16 protein-coding genes and 2 tRNA genes are annotated in these 20,217 nt (G+C 33.4%); 11 read left to right on the top strand and 7 right to left on the bottom strand.

What is annotated here, in order from left to right; translation table 11 throughout:
* Nucleotides 1-26: 26 nt before the first annotated feature.
* From L3X39_RS11295 to L3X39_RS11275, 5 genes are all read right to left on the bottom strand, one after another.
* Nucleotides 27-839: a purine-nucleoside phosphorylase gene (locus tag L3X39_RS11295; protein WP_237231890.1), complete on the bottom strand. Its 813-nt coding sequence runs from the start codon at nucleotides 837-839 to the stop codon at nucleotides 27-29.
* Nucleotides 832-1,461, bottom strand: coding sequence for a TIGR04282 family arsenosugar biosynthesis glycosyltransferase (locus L3X39_RS11290; RefSeq protein WP_237231889.1), 630 nt, complete (start codon nucleotides 1,459-1,461; stop codon nucleotides 832-834). Before L3X39_RS11290 ends, L3X39_RS11295 begins: the two co-directional genes overlap by 8 nt.
* A gap of 8 nt (nucleotides 1,462-1,469) precedes the next feature.
* Nucleotides 1,470-2,525 (bottom strand): arsenosugar biosynthesis radical SAM (seleno)protein ArsS, encoded by a 1,056-nt coding sequence (arsS, locus tag L3X39_RS11285; protein ID WP_237231888.1) that lies wholly within the window; start codon nucleotides 2,523-2,525, stop codon nucleotides 1,470-1,472.
* 52 nt (nucleotides 2,526-2,577) lie between these two features.
* Nucleotides 2,578-2,913, bottom strand: a complete 336-nt coding sequence (locus L3X39_RS11280) for an arsenosugar biosynthesis-associated peroxidase-like protein (RefSeq protein WP_237231887.1) — start codon at nucleotides 2,911-2,913, stop codon at nucleotides 2,578-2,580.
* Between the two features lie 130 nt (nucleotides 2,914-3,043).
* On the bottom strand, nucleotides 3,044-4,186 hold the full coding sequence (locus L3X39_RS11275) for an acyl-CoA dehydrogenase (RefSeq protein ID WP_237231886.1): 1,143 nt from the start codon (nucleotides 4,184-4,186) through the stop codon (nucleotides 3,044-3,046).
* A 94-nt stretch (nucleotides 4,187-4,280) separates the two neighbouring features.
* Here L3X39_RS11275 and L3X39_RS11270 point away from each other — a divergent pair, with 94 nt between their 5' ends.
* The 9 genes from L3X39_RS11270 to L3X39_RS11230 all read left to right on the top strand — a co-directional run bounded on the left by L3X39_RS11270 (nucleotide 4,281) and on the right by L3X39_RS11230 (nucleotide 11,669).
* Entirely contained in the window at nucleotides 4,281-5,345 is a 1,065-nt protein-coding gene (locus tag L3X39_RS11270; RefSeq protein ID WP_237231885.1) for an anhydro-N-acetylmuramic acid kinase, read from the top strand.
* Nucleotides 5,346-5,494: 149 nt separating this feature from the next.
* Nucleotides 5,495-6,721, top strand: coding sequence for a Glu/Leu/Phe/Val dehydrogenase dimerization domain-containing protein (locus L3X39_RS11265; RefSeq protein ID WP_237231884.1), 1,227 nt, complete (start codon nucleotides 5,495-5,497; stop codon nucleotides 6,719-6,721).
* Nucleotides 6,722-6,731: 10 nt separating this feature from the next.
* Nucleotides 6,732-8,123 carry a sodium:proton antiporter NhaD gene (nhaD, locus tag L3X39_RS11260; protein WP_237231883.1) on the top strand — a complete coding sequence of 464 codons (1,392 nt, stop codon included), beginning with the start codon at nucleotides 6,732-6,734 and terminating at the stop codon, nucleotides 8,121-8,123.
* Nucleotides 8,124-8,228: 105 nt separating this feature from the next.
* Complete coding sequence (locus tag L3X39_RS11255; RefSeq protein ID WP_237231882.1) at nucleotides 8,229-8,927, top strand: MotA/TolQ/ExbB proton channel family protein; 699 nt, start codon at nucleotides 8,229-8,231, stop codon at nucleotides 8,925-8,927.
* A gap of 1 nt (nucleotide 8,928) precedes the next feature.
* Nucleotides 8,929-9,321, top strand: a complete 393-nt coding sequence (locus L3X39_RS11250; RefSeq protein ID WP_237231881.1) for an ExbD/TolR family protein — start codon at nucleotides 8,929-8,931, stop codon at nucleotides 9,319-9,321.
* On the top strand, nucleotides 9,321-10,169 hold the full coding sequence (locus L3X39_RS11245) for an energy transducer TonB (protein ID WP_237231880.1): 849 nt from the start codon (nucleotides 9,321-9,323) through the stop codon (nucleotides 10,167-10,169). Before L3X39_RS11250 ends, L3X39_RS11245 begins: the two co-directional genes overlap by 1 nt.
* Nucleotides 10,170-10,172: 3 nt before the next feature.
* A complete protein-coding gene (locus tag L3X39_RS11240; protein ID WP_237231879.1) occupies nucleotides 10,173-11,390 on the top strand; it encodes a bifunctional folylpolyglutamate synthase/dihydrofolate synthase in 1,218 nt (405 codons plus the stop codon).
* Nucleotides 11,391-11,452: 62 nt separating this feature from the next.
* Nucleotides 11,453-11,527 (top strand) — tRNA-Val (locus L3X39_RS11235).
* A 67-nt stretch (nucleotides 11,528-11,594) separates the two neighbouring features.
* A tRNA-Val gene (locus L3X39_RS11230) sits at nucleotides 11,595-11,669 on the top strand.
* 3 nt (nucleotides 11,670-11,672) lie between these two features.
* On the opposite strand, the gene L3X39_RS11225 is transcribed toward L3X39_RS11230, so the two are convergent.
* Nucleotides 11,673-12,947: a UDP-N-acetylmuramoyl-tripeptide--D-alanyl-D-alanine ligase gene (locus L3X39_RS11225; RefSeq protein WP_237231878.1), complete on the bottom strand. Its 1,275-nt coding sequence runs from the start codon at nucleotides 12,945-12,947 to the stop codon at nucleotides 11,673-11,675.
* A gap of 93 nt (nucleotides 12,948-13,040) precedes the next feature.
* Nucleotides 13,041-14,729, bottom strand: a complete 1,689-nt coding sequence (gene gldJ, locus L3X39_RS11220) for a gliding motility lipoprotein GldJ (RefSeq protein WP_237231877.1) — start codon at nucleotides 14,727-14,729, stop codon at nucleotides 13,041-13,043.
* A gap of 263 nt (nucleotides 14,730-14,992) precedes the next feature.
* Between gldJ and porU the strand changes: the two genes are divergently transcribed.
* Together porU and porV are read left to right on the top strand one after the other, a co-directional pair.
* Nucleotides 14,993-18,877, top strand: coding sequence for a type IX secretion system sortase PorU (gene porU / locus L3X39_RS11215; protein ID WP_237231876.1), 3,885 nt, complete (start codon nucleotides 14,993-14,995; stop codon nucleotides 18,875-18,877).
* 34 nt (nucleotides 18,878-18,911) lie between these two features.
* A complete protein-coding gene (gene porV / locus L3X39_RS11210) occupies nucleotides 18,912-20,147 on the top strand; it encodes a type IX secretion system outer membrane channel protein PorV (protein ID WP_237231875.1) in 1,236 nt (411 codons plus the stop codon).
* Nucleotides 20,148-20,217: the final 70 nt, after the last annotated feature.

Raw genomic sequence — 20,217 nt, 5'->3', positions numbered from 1 at the left:
TTTTACTATAACGACGAATAAATGCGTTATAATGTTTTTATCAATTCTTTGAATAAAGTAATCATGTTTGGTTCAGCCTTTACTGCGTTGGCAATTATATCTTGAATGTCAACAGGCTTTAAATTGTCTGGGTCGCACTCATCGGTTAAAACTGACACGGCTGCTGCCTTTAATTTTAAATGGTTCGCTACAATTATTTCTGGAACTGTACTCATTCCCACAGCGTCGGCGCCTATAATTTTTAGCATACGGTACTCTGCTCTGGTTTCTAATTGTGGTCCAACAACACTAGCATAAACTCCTTCATGCAACTTGATATTATGGATTTTAGCTATTTTTTTAAATGTTGTATTGATTTCATTGTCATATGGGGCACTCATATCTGCAAAACGTTCACCTAAATGTTCTACGCCTTTGAAAGCTAATGGCGAGCTTCCTTGAAGATTTATATGGTCTTCAATAAGCATGAGTTCTCCTTTTTTGAAATCTAAATTTATAGCCCCAGCAGCGTTAGAAACTAATAAGGTATGAATTCCAAGCTTTTCCATAATACGAACGGGATAAGTAACATCTTGTAGTGTATAGCCTTCATAAATATGGAAACGTCCTTGCATAACCACTACTTTTTTACCAGCTAAATTACCATATACAAGCTTCCCTTTATGAAACTCTACTGTTGCAGTAGGGAAGTTAGGGATGTGATTATAACTTACTTCCTTTATTATATCTATTTCGTTTATAAGTTGCCCTAATCCGGTACCTAAAATAATTCCTATTTCTGGTTTGTCGAATCCCTTTTGATTGAGGTATTCAACTGTTTCTTCAATAAACTTAATCATTTAATTGTTTTATTTTTTCTTGTAATTTTAAGTTTGATTTGTAAAAGTTTGAAGCTATTAAATCTTCAAACGTGTCAATATCATTTAGTGTTTCTAGCGTAGAAAATTTTATGTTTTTTTGAGTTAACTCTTTTATTGTTTCTTCTAGTAAATTAAACTCGCTCCACGGTTTGTTTTCAAAAATAAAGTTATGCATTTTGGTAAGCCCAACTAAGTAATATCCACCGTCTTCGGCAGGACCAAAAACAACATCGTTTTTTTTTAAACTATTTAAACCATTTTCAATATGATGCTTATTAATATCTGGTAAGTCTGAACCTATTAATACGATGCGAACGTAACCTTTGGCAAACCCTTTTAGAAAAGCATTTTTCATACGCTCACCTAAATCGTTTCCAACTTGCACTGTTTTATAAACATCTTTCCACTTGGTTTCAACCACTGCATCCGAAAAATGTATTTGTACATCAGCCGAAATACTTTTGGTAGCATTCTCTGTAACGGTCACAAGTTCCTTATAAACTTCAAAAGCACCATGGTCACCAATGGTTTTAGCAAGTCTTGTTTTTACCTTTCCAAGTTTTATGTTCTTAACAAAAACTATGAGTAGTTCTTTATTCATATTTATTTTTAAGCAACGGAACCTTGACAACTACTTCCTGCACCAGCAGTACAACCATAACAATGTTGAGAAATGACAATATTCCTGCCTTCTAAAAGTTCTTCGTTATAATCTGAGATGTGTTTCACTTTACTATTTACAGGCAATTCTAACATTTGATTAAAATCACAATCATACAAATAGCCATCCCAACTTACTGAAATGGTATTGGTACACATGACACTTTTAACAGCAGTAGGGTTGTAAGCTTCAACTAAAGCATACATGTAGTCTTCGTAATTTTCTGAAGCAATTAAATAGTCTAAAAATCGAGAAATCGGTAAATTAGTTATGGCAAATAGATTGTGAAATTGAATATCAAAATCATCCTTTAAAGCCCTTTTGAAATCTTTTTCTAAAGAGGCTTGATTTGCTGGCAAGAAAGCTCCAGATGGATTGTATACTAAATCTAATTTTAGGTCACTATCGGGCATTCCATAACCAACACTATTAAGCATTTTTAAGGCTTGAATAGAAGCGTCAAAAACTCCATCACCTCTTTGTTTATCAGTTTTTCCACGTGTCCAATGTGGCATAGAGCTCACCACATGAATGTTATATTTTTTGAAAAACTCTGGTAAATCGTAATACTTTTTATTGGCTCGAATAATGGTTAAATTGGAGCGCACAATAAAATCTTTAATACCAACTTTTGCGGCTTCTTCAACAAACCACCTGAAATTGGGGTTCATTTCTGGAGCACCACCAGTTAAATCTAAGGTGTGAGCGCCCGTATTTTTTATAACGTCCAAACATTGTTGCATGGTTTCACGTGTCATAATTTCCTTTCGGTCTGGACCCGCATCAACATGACAATGAGAACAGACTTGATTACACATGTAACCAACATTAATTTGGAGAATTTCTAATTTTTTTGCTGTGAGCGGAAATTGACCAGATTCGGCAATTTTATTTTTAAAAGTTGGTAATTCGCCGTTTTGAAAAATACCGTTAGAAAGAATTTCAAGTTGTTTTTTACTTTTTGCTAATGCGCTTTCACGTTTATGTAGGGACTTTGTTATCATATTTTGATTTGGATAAATAATCTCTAATTTTTCTATTGAAATAAGAGGCTATTTACATTTCTAATTTATTCACTTTATTCATCATTTGCACACCATGTACTAATGAAGCACCACCTCGAATAGCTGCTGCAACATGTAAGGCTTCCATCATTTCTTCTTTAGTAATACCACGTTGTAAACCATCTCCAGTATATGCATCAATACAATAAGGGCACTGGATGGTATGAGCAACGGCCAACGCTATTAATGATTTTTCACGAGCTGAAAGAGACCCTTCTTCAAACACTTTTCCGTAATATTCAAAAAATTTATCACCTAACTCCTGATTCCATTCACTTATTTTTCCAAATTTTTTTAAATCGGCTGGATCATAATATGTTTTTTGCATAAAATATAATTTTCCTAAAGATAAAAATCTATTTAATTAAAGTCGAAAAGAATGATAATACTTAACAAAAAAAAGGGTCATTAAAAATGAACCCTTCCTTATAAATTTGAATGTTAGTCACTTACAAATTTTATTCTTTAATTAAACTTCTTGAAATCACTATCTTTTGTATTTCTGAAGTCCCTTCGTATATCTGAGTAATTTTGGCATCACGCATTAAACGCTCAACATGGTATTCTTTTACAAATCCGTTACCACCATGAATTTGAACTGCCTCAACCGTATGTTCCATAGCAACTTTTGAAGCATATAACTTAGCCATGGCACTCGATTTATCGTAATTATTACCTTGATCTTTATCCCAAGCAGCTTTCATAACAAGCATTCTAGCCGCTTCTATATCGGTATACATATCGGCTAATTTAAATGCAATGGCTTGGTGGTTGCAAATTTCTGTTCCAAACGCTTTGCGCTCTTTGGAGTATTTAAGAGCTAATTCATAAGCTCCCGAAGCTATTCCTAAAGCTTGAGAGGCAATACCTATTCGACCACCTGATAAGGTTTTCATAGCAAATCTAAAACCAGAACCGTTTGCTCCAATTCTGTTTTCTTTGGGTACTTTAACGTCATTAAACTGTAACGTATGGGTGTCGCTTCCACGAATTCCTAATTTATCTTCCTTAGGACCTATATGGAAGCCTTCCATTCCTTTTTCCAAAATAAAAGCATTTATTCCATGAGAGCCTTTGTCTCTATCGGTTTGCGCAATAACTAAATATACATCCGCACGACCACCATTAGTAATCCAGTTTTTTGTTCCGTTTAAAATGTAATGATCTCCTTTGTCAATAGCAGTAGTCTTTTGAGATGTTGCATCGCTACCTGCTTCAGGTTCACTTAAGCAAAAGGCACCTACATATTCTCCAGTCGCTAATTTGGTTAAGTATTTTTGTTTTTGTTCTTCACTTCCGTATGCTTCTATGCCATAACATACTAAAGAATTATTTACTGAAACTATAACAGATGCCGAAGCGTCAACCTTAGAAAGTTCTTCCATAATAAGAACATATGATATTGCATCCATTCCGCTACCACCATATTTAGGGTCTACCATAATTCCCATAAATCCTAAATCGCCCATTTTTTTCACAAGCTCTTTTGGGAATTGTTGTTTTTCATCGCGTTCAATAACACCTGGGAGTAGTTCAGTTTGGGCAAAATCGCGAGCCGCATCGCGTATCATTATATGTTCTTCAGAAAGGCTAAAATTCATAATTCGTAAATAAATTGATATTTTGATAAAAAATGTGTACAAATATAGCTTTTTAGTGTGAATTTTTCAATATGGATTATTATTTTTACCCCAAATGATAAAAACCGAATACAATGTTATAGGAGTCATGTCTGGTACCTCTTTAGATGGTATTGATTTGGTTTTTGTGAATTTTAAGGTTGATAATTCGTGGCAATTTGAGATTATTCATTCTGAAACGGTTTCATATGGCAGTACTTGGTTTGAAACATTAAGGGGTTTGGTGTCTTCTCCGATTGAAAAATTAGAGCGAATAGATGACGATTACACGAGACATTTAGCTACTATTATTAAAAATTTTATCAAAAAAAATAATATTCAGCAAATTGATGCCATATGTTCTCATGGGCATACTGCTTTACATCAACCAGAAAATAAATTAACCTATCAGATCGGAAACAAACCGCTTTTGGCAGAATTATTAAAGGAAACAGTTGTTTGCGACTTTAGAGTCCAAGATGTAGAATTAGGTGGTCAAGGTGCGCCTTTGGTACCAGTTGGAGATTTATTGCTTTTTTCTGAATATGATTATTGCTTGAATTTGGGTGGTTTTGCAAATATTTCAACAGAAATAAATAAAGAAAGAATTGCCTATGATATTTGCCCCGTAAATATTGTTTTAAACTATTATGTAAAGAAACTGGGATTGGATTATGATGACGAAGGAAATATATCTGCAACTGGAAGCATAAATCAAAACTTGCTTGGTCAATTAAATGCATTGCCTTTTTACAAGGAGAATTATCCAAAATCTTTAGGGTTGGAATGGGTGAGTAAACACATATTTGCTTTAATTAACTCGTATAATTTAGATGTAAAAGATGTTTTACGAACCGTTGTAGAACACATGTCAATCCAAATAGCAACTGAAATAAACAAAAAAAATAAAGGTAATGTTTTAATTACTGGTGGTGGTGTATACAATACTTACCTTATAAATAGAATAAAAGCACATTCAAATCAAACCATTGTAATTCCAAAAAATGAAGTTATAGAATATAAAGAGGCCCTCATTTTCGGGCTTTTAGGTGTGTTAAAACTGAGAAATGAAATTAATTGTTTACGAAGCGTAACGGGAGCTAAAAAGAATCATAGTTCTGGTAAAATATATCTACCTTAAAAATAATGAAAATTTAATCTTTAAGGATTTTTGTTTTTTATATTTGTTACATTAGTAAATTAATACTTTCATTATGAATCAGCTTTAGCTACCCTTGAATACACCCTATAATTATTAGAAAGCTAAAAACGAATCATATAAATAAAAAAATGAAAGAATTATTAAAAAAATACGAGAATAAAGAACCTGAAATTGTTTTTAATTGGAAAGACTCTGAAACCGATGCAGAAGGTTGGGTAGTGATAAACTCATTACGCGGTGGTGCAGCAGGCGGAGGTACTAGAATGCGAAAAGGACTCGATATGAATGAAGTTTTATCTTTAGCAAAAACTATGGAGATTAAGTTTACGGTCTCTGGTCCTGCAATTGGTGGTGCTAAATCTGGAATAAATTTCGACCCAAAAGATCCTCGAAAAAAAGGGGTTTTAGAACGTTGGTACAAGGCGGTTTCACCACTTTTAAAAAGTTACTACGGTACTGGAGGAGATTTAAATGTGGATGAAATTCATGAAGTAATTCCAATTACTGAAGAAAGTGGTGTTTGGCATCCGCAAGAAGGTGTTTTTAATGGGCATTTTAAACCCACTGAGGCGGATAAAATTAATAGAATAGGGCAGTTAAGACAAGGAGTGATTAAGGTTATTGAAAATCCTACGTATTCTCCTAATGTTTCCAGAAAATATACTATTGCCGATATGATTACAGGTTTTGGTGTAGCCGAAGCTGTAAAACAATATTATAATGTGTACGGTGGAAATGTTGAAGGTAAACGTGCCGTTATTCAAGGTTTTGGAAATGTTGGTGCTGCCGCTGCATTTTACTTGTCTCAAATGGGAGCAAAAGTAGTAGGTATTATCGATATTGCTGGCGGATTAATAAATGAAGAAGGCTTTACTTTTGAAGAGATAACAGAACTTTTTTTGGCTAAAAACGGAAATACTTTAAAAGCTGATAACTTAATTCCTTTTGATGTTATTAATGAAAAAATTTGGTCAATTAAAACAGAAATATTTGCACCTTGTGCAGCATCACGTTTAATTACTATAAATCAAATAGACGAAATGATTGATAGTGGTTTAGAAGTGATATCATGCGGTGCCAATGTGCCATTTGCAGATAAAGAAATTTTCTTCGGACCCATTATGGAGCATACGGATTATAGAGTGAGTTTAATTCCCGATTTTATATCAAATTGTGGAATGGCCCGGGTATTTGCATATTTTATGGAGCGTCGAGTACAAATGACCGATGAAGCAATTTTTAATGACACATCGAACACTATTAGAGAAGCAATTGAAAAAATTTACAACAAAAATAAATCAAAAACTGAAATTAGTGCTACCGCTTTTGAGATAGCACTTAACCAACTCATCTAAAAACAAATTTATGGAATCAGCAATTATTTTAGTATTCGTAATGGGTTATTTAGCCATTACCTTAGAGCATAGTATAAAGATTGATAAATTAATTCCGGCATTAGTAATGATGGCTATTTGTTGGGCCTTAATTGCTCTGGGTTTAGAAACCTTCCCTCAATGGTTTGATTCGGGAAAACATGCGTTACTAGAAAACTTTGGATTACTGGGGCACGAGGAAAAAACGCACATCATGGAAGAAACCCTATTGCATCATTTGGGTAAAACATCTGAGATACTCGTGTTTCTTTTAGGAGCCATGACAATTGTTGAAATTATAGATTACTTTGATGGTTTTTCAACTATAAAAGACTTTATTAAAACTAAGAAGAAAACGAAAATCTTATGGATTTTTTGTTTTCTAGCATTTATATTATCGGCTATTATTGACAATTTAACAGCTACAATTGTACTTATTTCAATTCTTCAAAAAATAGTAAAAGACAGGGATATTCGTTTGTGGTATGCAGGTTTAATAATAATTGCGGCTAACGCCGGTGGTGCATGGTCTCCTATAGGAGATGTAACAACTACGATGCTTTGGATAGGTAAAAAAGTTACTACAGGACACTTAATAGGATATTTATTTATTCCATCATTATTATGTATGTTAGTTCCAGCATTAATAGCGTCATTCTTGCCTGTTTTTAAGGGAGAATTAGATGTTGAAGAAGTGATTGAGAAAAAGAAATCTAAGTTTAGTTCTACTATGTTATACTTAGGTTTAGGGGCAATTGTTTTTGTGCCTATTTTTAAAATGATTACCCACTTGCCTCCTTATGTAGGTATGATGCTATCGCTAGGTGTTGTTGCTATATTTGCTGAGATTTACAGTAGTTCAAAGTTTAGTTTAACAGAGTTTCATGCTGAAGAAAGTGACGCTCATGCCCATCATAGCCCCGTGCATTATTCCTTGTCAAAAATTGAATTACCAAGTATATTATTCTTCTTAGGGATTTTAATGGCAGTTGCTGCATTAGAGTCTTTAGGGATTTTATTTGGTTTTGCCACTACATTACAAGATACAATGCCAATGCTAGGTACCGAATTACACCACGAAGGAGTTTCTGATTTAGTTGTTCTTTTGTTAGGAGTAGGTTCTGCGGTCATTGATAATGTGCCGTTGGTGGCAGCAAGTTTGGGAATGTTTTCTGAACCTATCGATAACGAATTATGGCATTTTATAGCGTATTCTGCGGGGACAGGAGGTAGTATGTTAATTATTGGTTCGGCTGCAGGTGTTGTTGCAATGGGCATGGAAAAAATAGATTTTTTCTGGTATTTAAAAAAGATTTCATGGTTAGCCTTAGTTGGCTTTTTAGTAGGAGCGGCAGGGTTTATGGTTACCAGAACTTTTTTTTAGAATTGAAAAGACATACAAATCGTTTTGCTGAATAAATTCAAAATGAAACATGGTATACTTAATCAGTAAAATCAACGTTATAGAGTTGCAATAAATTAATATTATATGCTAAATACATTATTACAAAATGCTCAAGAAGGCTCTGAAGCCTTATCTGACGAGTCTGTTGAAAAATCATTATCAATAATAGAATTAATAAGTAGCGGAGGTCTTGCAGGACAGGTTATCATTGCTCTTTTATTTTTATTACTTGTTACTGCTATTTATATTTACTTTGAACGTATTTTTGCTATAAAAGCGGCTTCAAAAGTAGATTCTAATTTCATGAATCAAATTAAAGATCATGTTAGTAATGGTAAAATTGATTCAGCACAATTACTTTGCGTTCAACAGAACACACCGGTGTCACGATTGATTGGTAAAGGAATTTCAAGAATAGGAAAACCACTTGCCGATATTAATACAGCTATTGAAAATGCAGGTCGTTTAGAAATTTACGGACTAGAAAAGAATGTAAGTATTTTAGCTACTATATCGGGTGCTGCTCCTATGATAGGGTTTCTTGGAACAGTAATTGGTATGATATTAGCAATATTTGAATTGGCTAACGCAGGAGGAAGTATAGAAATGGATGTTTTGGCTGGAGGTTTATATACTGCCATGACAACCACAGTAGCAGGTTTAATAGTAGGTATTGTAGCATATATGGCCTACAATCATTTAGTTGTAAGAACTGACAAAGTGGTGTATCAAATGGAAGCGAATTCGTTAGAATTTCTAGATCACTTAAACGAACCTACTTAATATGAATTTTAGAGGAAGAAATAAAGTAACGCCAGAGTTCAATATGTCGTCTATGACGGATATTGTGTTTTTGCTGCTTATATTTTTTATGATTGCTTCTACACTGGTTACTACAAATGCCATTGATATTTTGTTACCAAAGGCAAGTGGCAAAACCGAGAATAAAAAGTCTGTAGCAGTAAGCATAAAAAAGGATTTAACGTATTATATAGATCAAAAGCGAGTTGGTGAAAGCGTCTTAGAAAACGAATTATTAGCTGCTTTATCTTCAGTTGAAAAACCTACAATTGTTTTAAGAGCCGAAAAGTCTGTGCCTGTTGAAAATGTTGTAAAGGTTATGGATATTGCCAACCGAAATAAGTTTAAAGTAATATTAGCCGTAAAGCCTAATTAATGAAATACTTCGAAACAAAACATGAAAAAAATTCAGCAAAATTAACAGCTTTAATAGCTATTATATTGCTGTTGCTTTTGTTTGTGGTTGGAACAACCTATATGGATCCACCAGAAGAATATGGAGTTGCAGTAAACTTTGGAAATACTGATTTTGGTAAAGGGAATATTCAACCTAAAAACCCAGTTAAGTCTGAACCTCAAGAAATAAACGAACCGCCTCAACCTGAGGCTTCAAAAGCGGAGCCTACAGCATCTTCTGAAGTAAAAGAAGAAGTGTTAACCGCAGATAATGCGGAAGAAATAGCAATTAAAAAACAAAAGGAAGCCGAAGCAAAAGCTAAGGCTATTGCCGATGCCAAAGCTAAAGCAGAAGCTGATAGAATTGCTAAAGAACAACGAGAGCAAGAAGAAAAGAGGAAAAAGCTTGATGCCTTAATAGGTGGTGTAAGTAAATCTGATGGAACTGACTCTGGTAGTGAAGGAAATGATAATAAAGCAGGTGATAAAGGGCAACTTGATGGAGATCCGTACGCACCAAGTTATTTTGGTGGACAAGGTGCAGGAAATGGTGGTGTTGGTTATGGTTTAAATGGTCGTGGTAGAGCTTCATATAAAACAATCAAACAAGATTGTAATGAATCTGGAAGGGTTGTTGTTAGAATAGAAGTAGATAGAAATGGTAATGTTACAAAAGCTGAACCTGGACAACGAGGAACCACTAATACAGCACAATGCCTATTAGAGCCAGCAAAAAAAATTGCATTATCTCATAAATGGCCAGCAGACTCTAAAGCACCTGCAAAACAAATTGGATTTGTTAGTGTTAACTTCAATTTAAGTCAGTAATTAATGACGTATCAGGATACAGTTAATTGGATGTTTTCTCAACTACCAATGTATCAAAAACAGGGTAAATCGGCGTTTAAAAAAGACTTAACGAATACAGTTAAATTAGCCACTCATCTTAACAATCCACATCATAATTTTAAATCGATTCACGTAGCTGGCACAAATGGAAAGGGATCTACAAGTCATATGCTTGCGTCTATTTTACAAGATGCTGGCTATAAAGTAGGACTGTATACATCTCCTCATTTAAAAGATTTTAGAGAACGTATTAAAGTTAATGGGAAAGAAGTAAGCAAACAATTTGTTATTGGGTTTATCAAACGAAATAAATCCTTTTTTAATTCAAATTCACTATCATTTTTTGAAATGACAGTAGGAATGGCGTTTGATTACTTTTCTAAACAAAAGGTTGATATAGCAGTTGTTGAAGTAGGAATGGGAGGAAGATTAGATTCAACTAATATTATCTCACCAGAAGTTTCGGTAATTACGAATATTGGTTTAGATCACACCCAGTTTTTGGGTGATACTTTGCAGGCAATTGCTTTTGAAAAGGGAGGGATTATTAAACCAAATACACCGGTGGTAATAGGTGAAACGCAAAAAGAAACCACAGCTGTTTTTAAAGATTTAGCTAGAAAAAATAATTCTAAAATAGTTTTTGCCGATAAAAATGTTTTTAAAACGTATGAATCCGATTTAATAGGAAGTTATCAAACTAAAAATATTAAAACGGTTTTACAAACAATAGATGAACTTCAGAAAAAAGGATATAAAATTTCGAAACAGCATATAGAAAAAGGCCTTTTGAACGTGGTTAAAACGACTGGCTTATTAGGACGATGGCAAATTTTGAATCATAGCCCTAAGGTGGTATGTGACACAGGTCATAATAAAGAAGGGTTAACCTATGTGATTAACCAGTTTAAATTTGAAGCGTTTGATAAACTTCATATCGTTTTTGGGGTTGTAAATGACAAGGATTTAAATTCAATAATAGATTTACTGCCCAAAAATGCTACCTATTACTTTTGCAAGCCAGATATTCCACGAGGTTTAGATGCTAAGGAATTAAAGGATGTTTTTAATAGACATGAACTAAAAGGAGCGTCTTATAATTCAGTTAATGAGGCGTATAAAAATGCTTTACAAAATGCTACTGCAAATGATTTTATTTTTATTGGTGGTAGTACTTTTGTGGTAGCTGAAATAATTTAAAATTTTCTCAAAAAAGTTTTTGCAGTATTAAAAACTAGATTATATTTGCAATCCAAATTAGAGGGCGCGTAGCTCAGTTGGTTCAGAGCACTTGGTTTACACCCAAGGGGTCAGGGGTTCGAATCCCTTCGCGCCCACAGAGCTTCCAGAAATGGAAGCTTTTTTTATTCCTATATTTATTTAATTTTATACTTAGCTAAAAAAGGGTCATTAACTCAGTTGGTTCAGAGTGTTACCTTGACAGGGTAGAAGTCACTGGTTCGAATCCAGTATGACCCACTTTTATAATAATTCCAAAACTCGTTCTAAAGCCATACCTCGGGATCCTTTAATTAAAAGTGTAGAGTTTTTTATTTGAGACATATTGAAATTAGCTTTAAAGTCATCAAACAGTTTATATTTAGATGCTTTGTTAGAATTTATATTTGTTTCATAAAAATTTTCACCGATAAAAATCACCTTATCGATGTTTAATAATACAGCTATATCAGCGATATGTTGGTGTTCTTTTTTTGCTTCGTTGCCAAGTTCAAACATATCACCTAAAATAGCAATTTTATAACCAGATTGCTTTTCAAAATTACCTAAGGCAGCTTGCATACTCGTTGGGTTTGCATTATAAGCGTCTAGAATAATCTTATTAGAATCTAAATTAATTATCTGTGAGCGATTATTTTTGGGAGTATATGTTTCAATCGCTTTTTTAATTGACTTTGGGTCGACTTTAAAGAGGCTCCCAATTGTAATTGCAGCAGCTATGTTATTAAAATTGTAATCGCCAATAAGCTGACTTTCTATAGTTAGTTTATTATACTTACAAGACACAAATGGGTTTGCACCAACAAAGCTAATCACAACATCTTGATCTGAATTCCCAAAAGTGTAGATTTTTGCTTGCTTAGTTTTATTAACCTGAATAACATCATTAGCATTAACAAAAATAGTTTTGTTATGAGTAATTAAATAATCATACATCTCGCTTTTGCCTTTAATCACACCTTCTAAACCACCAAATCCTTCTAAATGAGCTTTTCCAAAATTTGTAATATAACCGTAGTCAGGTTGAGCTATTTCACATAGAAACGCAATTTCTTTTTGATGATTAGCACCCATTTCTACAATACCAATTTGAGTGTTTTTTGTCATCGATAATAGTGTTAATGGAACACCAATATGATTGTTTAAATTACCTATGGTTGCTGTTGTATTGTATTTTTGAGCAAGCACGGTATTGATAAGTTCTTTAGTCGTGGTTTTGCCATTACTTCCAGTAAGGGCTATTATAGGTGTTTTTAGATGATTTCGGTGATACGTTGCTAGTTTTTGAAGTGTTTCTAAAACATTATCCACTAAAATCGTTTCAGTTGAAATATCAAATTCTGCTTCGTCAACTATAGCATATTTTGCGCCCAGTTCAATAGCTTTTTTAGCATAAGAATTTCCATTAAAATTATCGCCTTTTAATGCGAAAAACATGTCATTTTTTTGAATTTTTCTAGTGTCGGTGCATACCGAATTACATTCTAGGAAATGTTTATGTAGCTGTTCTATTTTCAAAAGATTGAATTAGATTTATTTGTGAAATTAAAAGTATTAAAAAAGTCCTAACAAACGTTAGGACTTTTATATTTTATAACAGAAAACTATATGTTAGTTTTTTGTTTTATTCTTTTTCTTGCTTTTTGATCCTACACGAGACATAGCACATCTAAACCCAATGTAGTCTGTAGCCATATCTTGTGGGAAGTAACGTCTTTGAGCAGGGTCTAACCAGTATTCTCTATCTTTCCAAGAACCACCTTTGTAAACTCTAACTTCATCATTAATCAAAGAAGTTCTATTACTTCTTTTGTCGTATTCTCTAATAATATTTCCAAGAGAATCTCGAGTAATGGTATGCTTAGGCGAATTGTACATTTTACGGGTTTCATTATCTTTTTCACCTTCTTCATCATCACCAAAGTTTTCGAAATATCTAGAAGAACGTCTGTCACCATCTCTAAAGTTTATCTCATTACTTCTGTCAAAATTGGTACGTAAATACGTTTCATTTTCATCAACAGGAACTTTTAAGATTTCACCTGGTAAATTTCTGGCAACAACTTTTCCGTTTGATAAAGTATCATAAACTATATCATCAACTGTAACAACTTTAACAGTACCATCTTCGTTTAAGGCGTTTTTAGTATAAACATTACCACGGTAGTAGTTAAAATCATTAAACTCATCATCAACTATAGGTCTGTAAACATCGGCAACCCATTCAGCAACGTTACCGGCCATATCGTATAAACCATAGTCATTAGGTTCATATGACTTTACAGCATTAGTAATATCAGCACCATCGTCAGACCAACCTGCAATTCCACCATAATCACCTTTCCCTTGCTTAAAGTTAGCCATTTGGTCACCACGTATTTTACGTTTTCCAGAACGTGTATATTGTCCGTCCCATGGGTATTTTTTACGCCCACGGTATAGGTTGTAACTTCTAATTTCACTTAAACCTAAAGCAGCATATTCCCACTCCGTTTCAGTTGGTAGTCTGTATTTTGGCGAAATTATACCAGTTTCACGAGTAGCATAAATGTTAGTTTCGTTACCATCGGCATCCGTTCTAGCAAATCTTTTATTACCTCTTTCTGGGTTTATAATTTCTTCATTTCCACCATATGTTAAAGTTGGTGCGTTTATATAAGTATCTGTACTAAATGTTTGATCTGAATTAACATCAGTAACTTTAGCATCACGTTTTAGGTAGCCAGCTTTTTCTAAGTTGTATTCGTTAACACGATCTGAACGCCAGTTAGCAAACTCAACAGCTTGAATCCAGCTTACACCAACAACAGGATATTCACCATAACCTGGGTGACGCAGGTAGTTTTCTGTCATCACTTCGTTAAATCCTAAACGGTTTCTCCAAACCAATGTATCTGGTAAGGCACCATGATAAATGGCTCTAAAATTTTCATCCGAAGGTGGATAAACTCGTTTAATCCAATCTAAATACTCCATGTACATAGCATTGGTAACCTCAGTCTCATCCATATAAAATGATTGAACATGTTGCTGATTTGGGCTGTTATTCCAATCATGCATCACATCATCTTGAACGCGACCTTTTGTAAAGGTACCTCCTTCTATAAATACTAAACCTGGAGAAGTTTCTTGTTCTTTGAAGTCAGTATTGTACTGAAAACCTCCATCTCTAGAGTTGATTTGCCATCCTGTCGCTCTAGAACTATTCTTTGAACTCGAAGATTTTTTACAACTAGTTGAAACTACAGAAATAGCCAGAACTAATAAAATCTTGATTGCTACTACTTTTTTCATATCCATACTTTTAAGTAAGCTAATAATATTTTTGGTGCTGCAATATAATAATTAAACTGAACAAACCAAGCTATTTTTTGCATTTTAACCAAAAAAAAGTGTATTTCACCCTATTTTTTAAACCATACATCGATGATTTTGCTGTTTTGCGCAGTTATTTTGTCTTGTATTAACGTGTGTTTTACTAATTTATTATTGTATTTTTGGTTTAGTTTTTAAAATTGTTGTTTTTTTAATAATAACAATACGTTAATGACGTTACTTTAGTGATGAAAAAGGAATTTTTAGTTTTATTGTTGATTATTTCAACAACTGTACTGGCGCAACAAAAAAAGTATACTATTGTTTGGGAAGAGGACCAAACACTTTTAGGTAGCAACTTTAAAATTAAAATTCCATCTTTTAATCAAGAACATTTTTCATACAGTTTTGATGAAGGGCTAATGTTCGTTGATCAGTGGAAAAGTAATGGGTTTATTGATGAATCTTCTGTTACAGTCACCAATATAGTATATAAAACAATATCTAAATCAGATTTAAAAGATTTAGATGTTAATTCCATCCCTAATAAACTTCAGTTTAGTTTAGAAAACTCTATAGCAAGAGATAAGAAGTATGCCTATTTTCAAATTGCCCCTATTCTTAAAGATAATAACGGTAGTTATAAAAAGTTAATTTCTTTTCAATTAAACTATAAACTTGGGTTGAGTAATCAAGGGTTTAGTGCCAATAAAAACTTTACGGGTTCTAAGGTAATTTCAAACTCGGTTTTGCGTTCAGGCGAATGGTATCGATTTTATGTAGATACTACAGGCGTTTTTAAATTATCCAAGAGTTTTTTGCAACGTTTAGGGGTTAATGTAAATAGCGTAGACCCAAGAACTATTAAGTTGTATGGTCATGGGGGAAGCATGATTCCATACTCCAATGCTATAGCGTATCCTTTTGATGTTCCAGAAAATGCTATAAAATTTGTAGGAGAAGAAGATGGTGTGTTTAATAATGAGGATTATATTTTGTTTTATGCAAAAGGCCCGAAAGGCTATAATGCCGAAAGTATTACAAATATTAATTGTTATACAGATAAGACCTATTATTACATAAACGTTGGTGCTGGTTTAGGTAAACGTATTCAGTCTCTTACACAGCCAACTGGAAATGTTGATATGGTTATTAACACTTTTGAAGATTACCAGTTTTATGAGGTTGATGAATACAATTTACTTTCTTTAGGAAGACGATGGTTTGGAGACAGATTTGATGTTGAGAGCAATAAACTTTACGAATTTGATTTTCCAGATATTATAACAACAGAGCCTATAAATTTAAGTGTTATTGTTGCCACAGCTTCTTCATCCAACAGTAATATGGAAATAACAGTAAATAGTTCATCAATAGCTACATTGTCAATTCCTGGAGTTACTAGTCCAACATTGGCAAATGGAGCTTCTTATTTTGGAAATGTTAATGTAAATACTTCAAAAATTTCTGTAGGACTAAATTTTGATAATCAAGGAAATCCAAGCACTCTAGGGTATTTAGATTTTATATCGATAAAAGCCAAAAGAGCGTTGAATTTTAATAATAAGCAATTCCAATTTGAAAATAGTGATGTTACAACAGCTTCTGGAATTGGACAATATAGTATAGCAAATGCATCTCAAATATCTGAAGTGTGGGACGTGACAGATATTTATAATGTTTCAGATTTTATTAATGAAGACCAAAATTCAACTTTGAGTTTTACTTCAACTTTAGGAAGTTTAAAAACTTATGTAGCTCTGACCCCTTCAGATTATTTTGAGCCAAAGTTTGATTCTAAAACAACAGTAAGCAATCAAAACATTAAAGGAACTATTTTTCAAAATAGTCAAGGAAATTTTCAAGACATAGACTATATTATAGTTGCGCCTAATAATTTGCTTTCTCAAGCAGAGCGATTAGGACAAATAAATACTGAAAAATACAATTTGAATGTAAAAGTAGTTGGGTTAGACCAAATTTATAATGAGTTTAGCACTGGCAACCAGGATATTGGAGCTATTAGAAACCTAGTTAAATACGTTTATGATAATGCGAGTTCACCTGAAAATAGAATAAAATATTTGTGTTTGTTTGGCGACGGGTCTTTTGATTATAAAGATAGAATTCCGAACAATACAAATATAGTTCCTTCTTGGCACGCCTATAATAGTTTTAATTTAACTACCTCGTTTGTATCAGATGATTTTTATGGTATGATGGATGATAACGAAGGAACTTTGACAACAAGCGATAGACTGGATATTGCAGTAGGTAGAATTTTGGTAGATTCTCCTCAGCAAGCTAAAGAAATGGTTGATAAAATAGAGTCATATTATGTTAAGGAAGCTTTAGGGAGTTGGCGTAATAATTTTGTAGTTATTTCTGATGATGTTGATCAAGACTGGGAAGGATTATTACAAGAAACGACTGATAATGTAGGTAATTTAGTCACTCAGGAAAAGCCATTTATTAATGTGGTAAAAATTCACTCTGATGCCTTTCAACAGGAAACTTCCGCAGGAGGTGAAACATATCCAGCCGTAACAACCGAAATTGTAAATGCTGTCGATAATGGTGCACTAGTTGTAAATTATTTTGGACATGGAGGAGAAGATGGTTTAGCAGAAGAGCGTATTTTATTAAAACCTGATATTGAAGGCTTCAGAAACTTTTGTAAACTCAATTGTTTCGTAACAGTAACTTGCGAGTTTACAAGATTTGATAACCCTTTTAGGCAAACCGCTGGAGAATTTACCTATTGGAGCAAACAAGCCGGAGCCATTGGTTTAATAACCACTACAAGGCAGATTTTTGTAAGTTTCGCAATTTCATTCAATAATACTTTAGGTGAATATTTGTTCTCTTATAGTGATAATGATACGTATGCTGATAATGAATATCCTTCTATGGCAGAGGCTTTAAGACTTGCAAAAAGCGATCCAGCAGTGGCGGGTGCTAGCCAAAAACGCTTAATATTTTTTATTGGAGATCCAGCTATGAAATTGGCTTTTTCTAAGCCAAATATAAGACTGACAGAAATAAATGATGTACCAATTGCACAATCTACAGATACGTTAAAAGCACTAAGTTATGTAAAACTAGCTGGAGAGGTAACCGATATTTCAGGTAATTTATTACCAAACTATAATGGTACTTTATCTACTACAATCTATGATAAATCCATTAATAGAGAAACCTTAGCGAACGATGGTACACGTTTAAATGGACAATTAGTAAAGTTAAATTTCACGACACTAGGAGAAATTATATTCCGAGGACAAGCATCGGTTAGAAATGGTCAATTTGAGTTTGATTTCGTGGTTCCTAAAGATATTGGTATTCCTGTAGGGTTTGGTAAAGTTAGTTTTTATTCAAAAAATGAAGCATTAACTGAGGATCAAGCAGGAGCGAGTATCAATACCATAAGAATTGGTGGAATTAACGAAAATGCTGCCGAAGATAACGTTGGTCCAACAATATCATTATATATGAATGATGAGAATTTTGTTTCAGGTGGAATAACTAATGAGCAACCCACATTATTAGCAAAATTAGAAGATTCTCACGGTATAAATACAGCCAGTGGTATTGGGCATGATATTGTTGCTATCCTTGATGGTGATGAAACAAATCCTGTAATTTTAAATGATTATTATCAAACAGAAGTAGATGACTATACGAAAGGAACGGTGAGTTTTCCATTTAGGGATTTAGAACCAGGTCTTCATACTTTAACACTCAAAGCTTGGGATGTTTACAATAACTCATCAATTTCCGAAATTCAATTCATTGTATTTGACAAGGATCAAGAATTAGTTATAAATAATGTTCTTAACTATCCAAACCCCTTTGTGAATTATACAGAATTTTGGTTTAATCACAATAGTTCGGAGCCTTTAGACGTTTCTATACAGATATTCACTGTTTCAGGGAAACTGGTAAGAACGTTGAACGGGCAAACAACTGGAGGAATAAAAACCACAAGTTCATTATCAAGAGATTTAATTTGGGACGGACGAGACGACTTTGGAGATAAAATAGGTAAAGGGGTTTATATATATAAATTAAAAGTGCGTTCAAACCTGTTAAACAAGACTGTAGAAAAGATAGAGAAACTTGTTATACTATAATAAAAATTTATATTTGTTAAATTAAAACTATTACATGAAGAATCAAATATTGCTATTAATGGTACTCGTTTTTGTACTTAATTTAAATGCGCAAACAACGACAATCCCACAAAACAATCCAAGAGTAATTACAACCGGACTTCCATTTGTTTTAATCGCGCCTGATGCACGTGCTGCTGCTTTAGGAGATATGGGTGTTGCAACTGGTGTTGACGCCTTTTCACAACAGTGGAATTCATCAAAATATGTGTTTTCTGAAACTAAATCTGGATTTGGTGTTAGTTATACACCCTATTTAAGTAAGTTGGTTAATGATATTTTCTTAGGGAACTTGACTTATTTTAATAGATTAGATGAGCGAAGTGCTTTTGCAGTAAGTTTAAAGTATTTTTCGTTGGGAGATATCGAATTTGTTAATGATGAATTTTCAGAAGCTTTAATTCAAAGGCCAAATGAATTTACAATTGATGCTTCTTATGCATTAAGGCTTACAGATCAGTTTGGTATGTCAGTCGCTATGCGATATTTGGTGTCTGATTTAAGATTGGATGATGGAAGTGGTAATACAGACGGCGCCAGTACTTTTGGAGTTGATATCTCTGGTTATTATCAAAGTGAAGAAGAAGCTTATTCAGATTTTAACGGACGTTGGAGGGCTGGATTTGCTATTCAAAATATAGGGCCAAAATTCAAATATACCGAGGATGGTTCTGAAAATTTTCAACCAACCAATTTACGTTTAGGAGCTGGGTTTGATTTTATATTTGATGATTATAATAAGATTGCAGTAACGGCAGAAGTAGCAAAACTTTTAGTGCCAACACCACCTGCTTTAGGTGATGTATATAATTATACTGATGAAAATAATAATGGCGTTTATGATGAAGGTGTTGATACCTTAGGTTCTGTGCAAGAAGAAGATGTTATTATAGGTGGAAAATCTCAAGATGTAAGCTTTTTGTCGGGGATTTTTCAATCATTTGGTGATGCGCCAGATGGTTTTAGTGAAGAGTTAAAAGAATTTACTTGGGCACTTGGTGCGGAATATTTATATCAAGATTCGTTTGCTTTTAGAGCGGGTTATTTTAATGAAAGTGAAGATAAAGGTGCTAGAAAATTTTTAGCACTTGGCGCAGGTTTTAAAGCCAATGTCGTAAATATTGATTTGTCGTATTTGTTTTCTGCATCAAAAATTCAAAGTCCTTTAGAGAATACATTACGTTTTTCATTAACGTTTAATATAGGTGCTGGCGAATATCAAGAATATTAATTAAGTATCTGTGTAAAAAGAATTAAAACTATTGTTCGTTGGGCAATAGTTTTTTTGTTTATTACATTTA

Origin of the sequence: Flaviramulus multivorans (genome assembly GCF_021728415.1) — a bacterium.
Classification (GTDB): domain Bacteria; phylum Bacteroidota; class Bacteroidia; order Flavobacteriales; family Flavobacteriaceae; genus Sabulilitoribacter; species Sabulilitoribacter multivorans.
The sequence above is the reverse complement of the archived record's forward strand: the minus strand, read 5'-3'. Positions and strand labels throughout refer to the sequence as shown.

Excerpts from the sequence above, each read along its gene's own strand:
- L3X39_RS11295 (WP_237231890.1), bottom strand. The coding sequence starts at position 839 with ATGATTAAGTTTATTGAAGAAACAGTTGAATACCTCAATCAAAAGGGA.
- L3X39_RS11290 (WP_237231889.1), bottom strand. The coding sequence starts at position 1,461 with ATGAATAAAGAACTACTCATAGTTTTTGTTAAGAACATAAAACTTGGA.
- arsS (WP_237231888.1), bottom strand. The coding sequence starts at position 2,525 with ATGATAACAAAGTCCCTACATAAACGTGAAAGCGCATTAGCAAAAAGT.
- L3X39_RS11280 (WP_237231887.1), bottom strand. The coding sequence starts at position 2,913 with ATGCAAAAAACATATTATGATCCAGCCGATTTAAAAAAATTTGGAAAA.
- L3X39_RS11275 (WP_237231886.1), bottom strand. The coding sequence starts at position 4,186 with ATGAATTTTAGCCTTTCTGAAGAACATATAATGATACGCGATGCGGCT.
- L3X39_RS11270 (WP_237231885.1), top strand. The coding sequence starts at position 4,281 with ATGATAAAAACCGAATACAATGTTATAGGAGTCATGTCTGGTACCTCT.
- L3X39_RS11265 (WP_237231884.1), top strand. The coding sequence starts at position 5,495 with ATGAAAGAATTATTAAAAAAATACGAGAATAAAGAACCTGAAATTGTT.
- nhaD (WP_237231883.1), top strand. The coding sequence starts at position 6,732 with ATGGAATCAGCAATTATTTTAGTATTCGTAATGGGTTATTTAGCCATT.
- L3X39_RS11255 (WP_237231882.1), top strand. The coding sequence starts at position 8,229 with ATGCTAAATACATTATTACAAAATGCTCAAGAAGGCTCTGAAGCCTTA.
- L3X39_RS11250 (WP_237231881.1), top strand. The coding sequence starts at position 8,929 with ATGAATTTTAGAGGAAGAAATAAAGTAACGCCAGAGTTCAATATGTCG.
- L3X39_RS11245 (WP_237231880.1), top strand. The coding sequence starts at position 9,321 with ATGAAATACTTCGAAACAAAACATGAAAAAAATTCAGCAAAATTAACA.
- L3X39_RS11240 (WP_237231879.1), top strand. The coding sequence starts at position 10,173 with ATGACGTATCAGGATACAGTTAATTGGATGTTTTCTCAACTACCAATG.
- gldJ (WP_237231877.1), bottom strand. The coding sequence starts at position 14,729 with ATGGATATGAAAAAAGTAGTAGCAATCAAGATTTTATTAGTTCTGGCT.
- porU (WP_237231876.1), top strand. The coding sequence starts at position 14,993 with ATGAAAAAGGAATTTTTAGTTTTATTGTTGATTATTTCAACAACTGTA.
- porV (WP_237231875.1), top strand. The coding sequence starts at position 18,912 with ATGAAGAATCAAATATTGCTATTAATGGTACTCGTTTTTGTACTTAAT.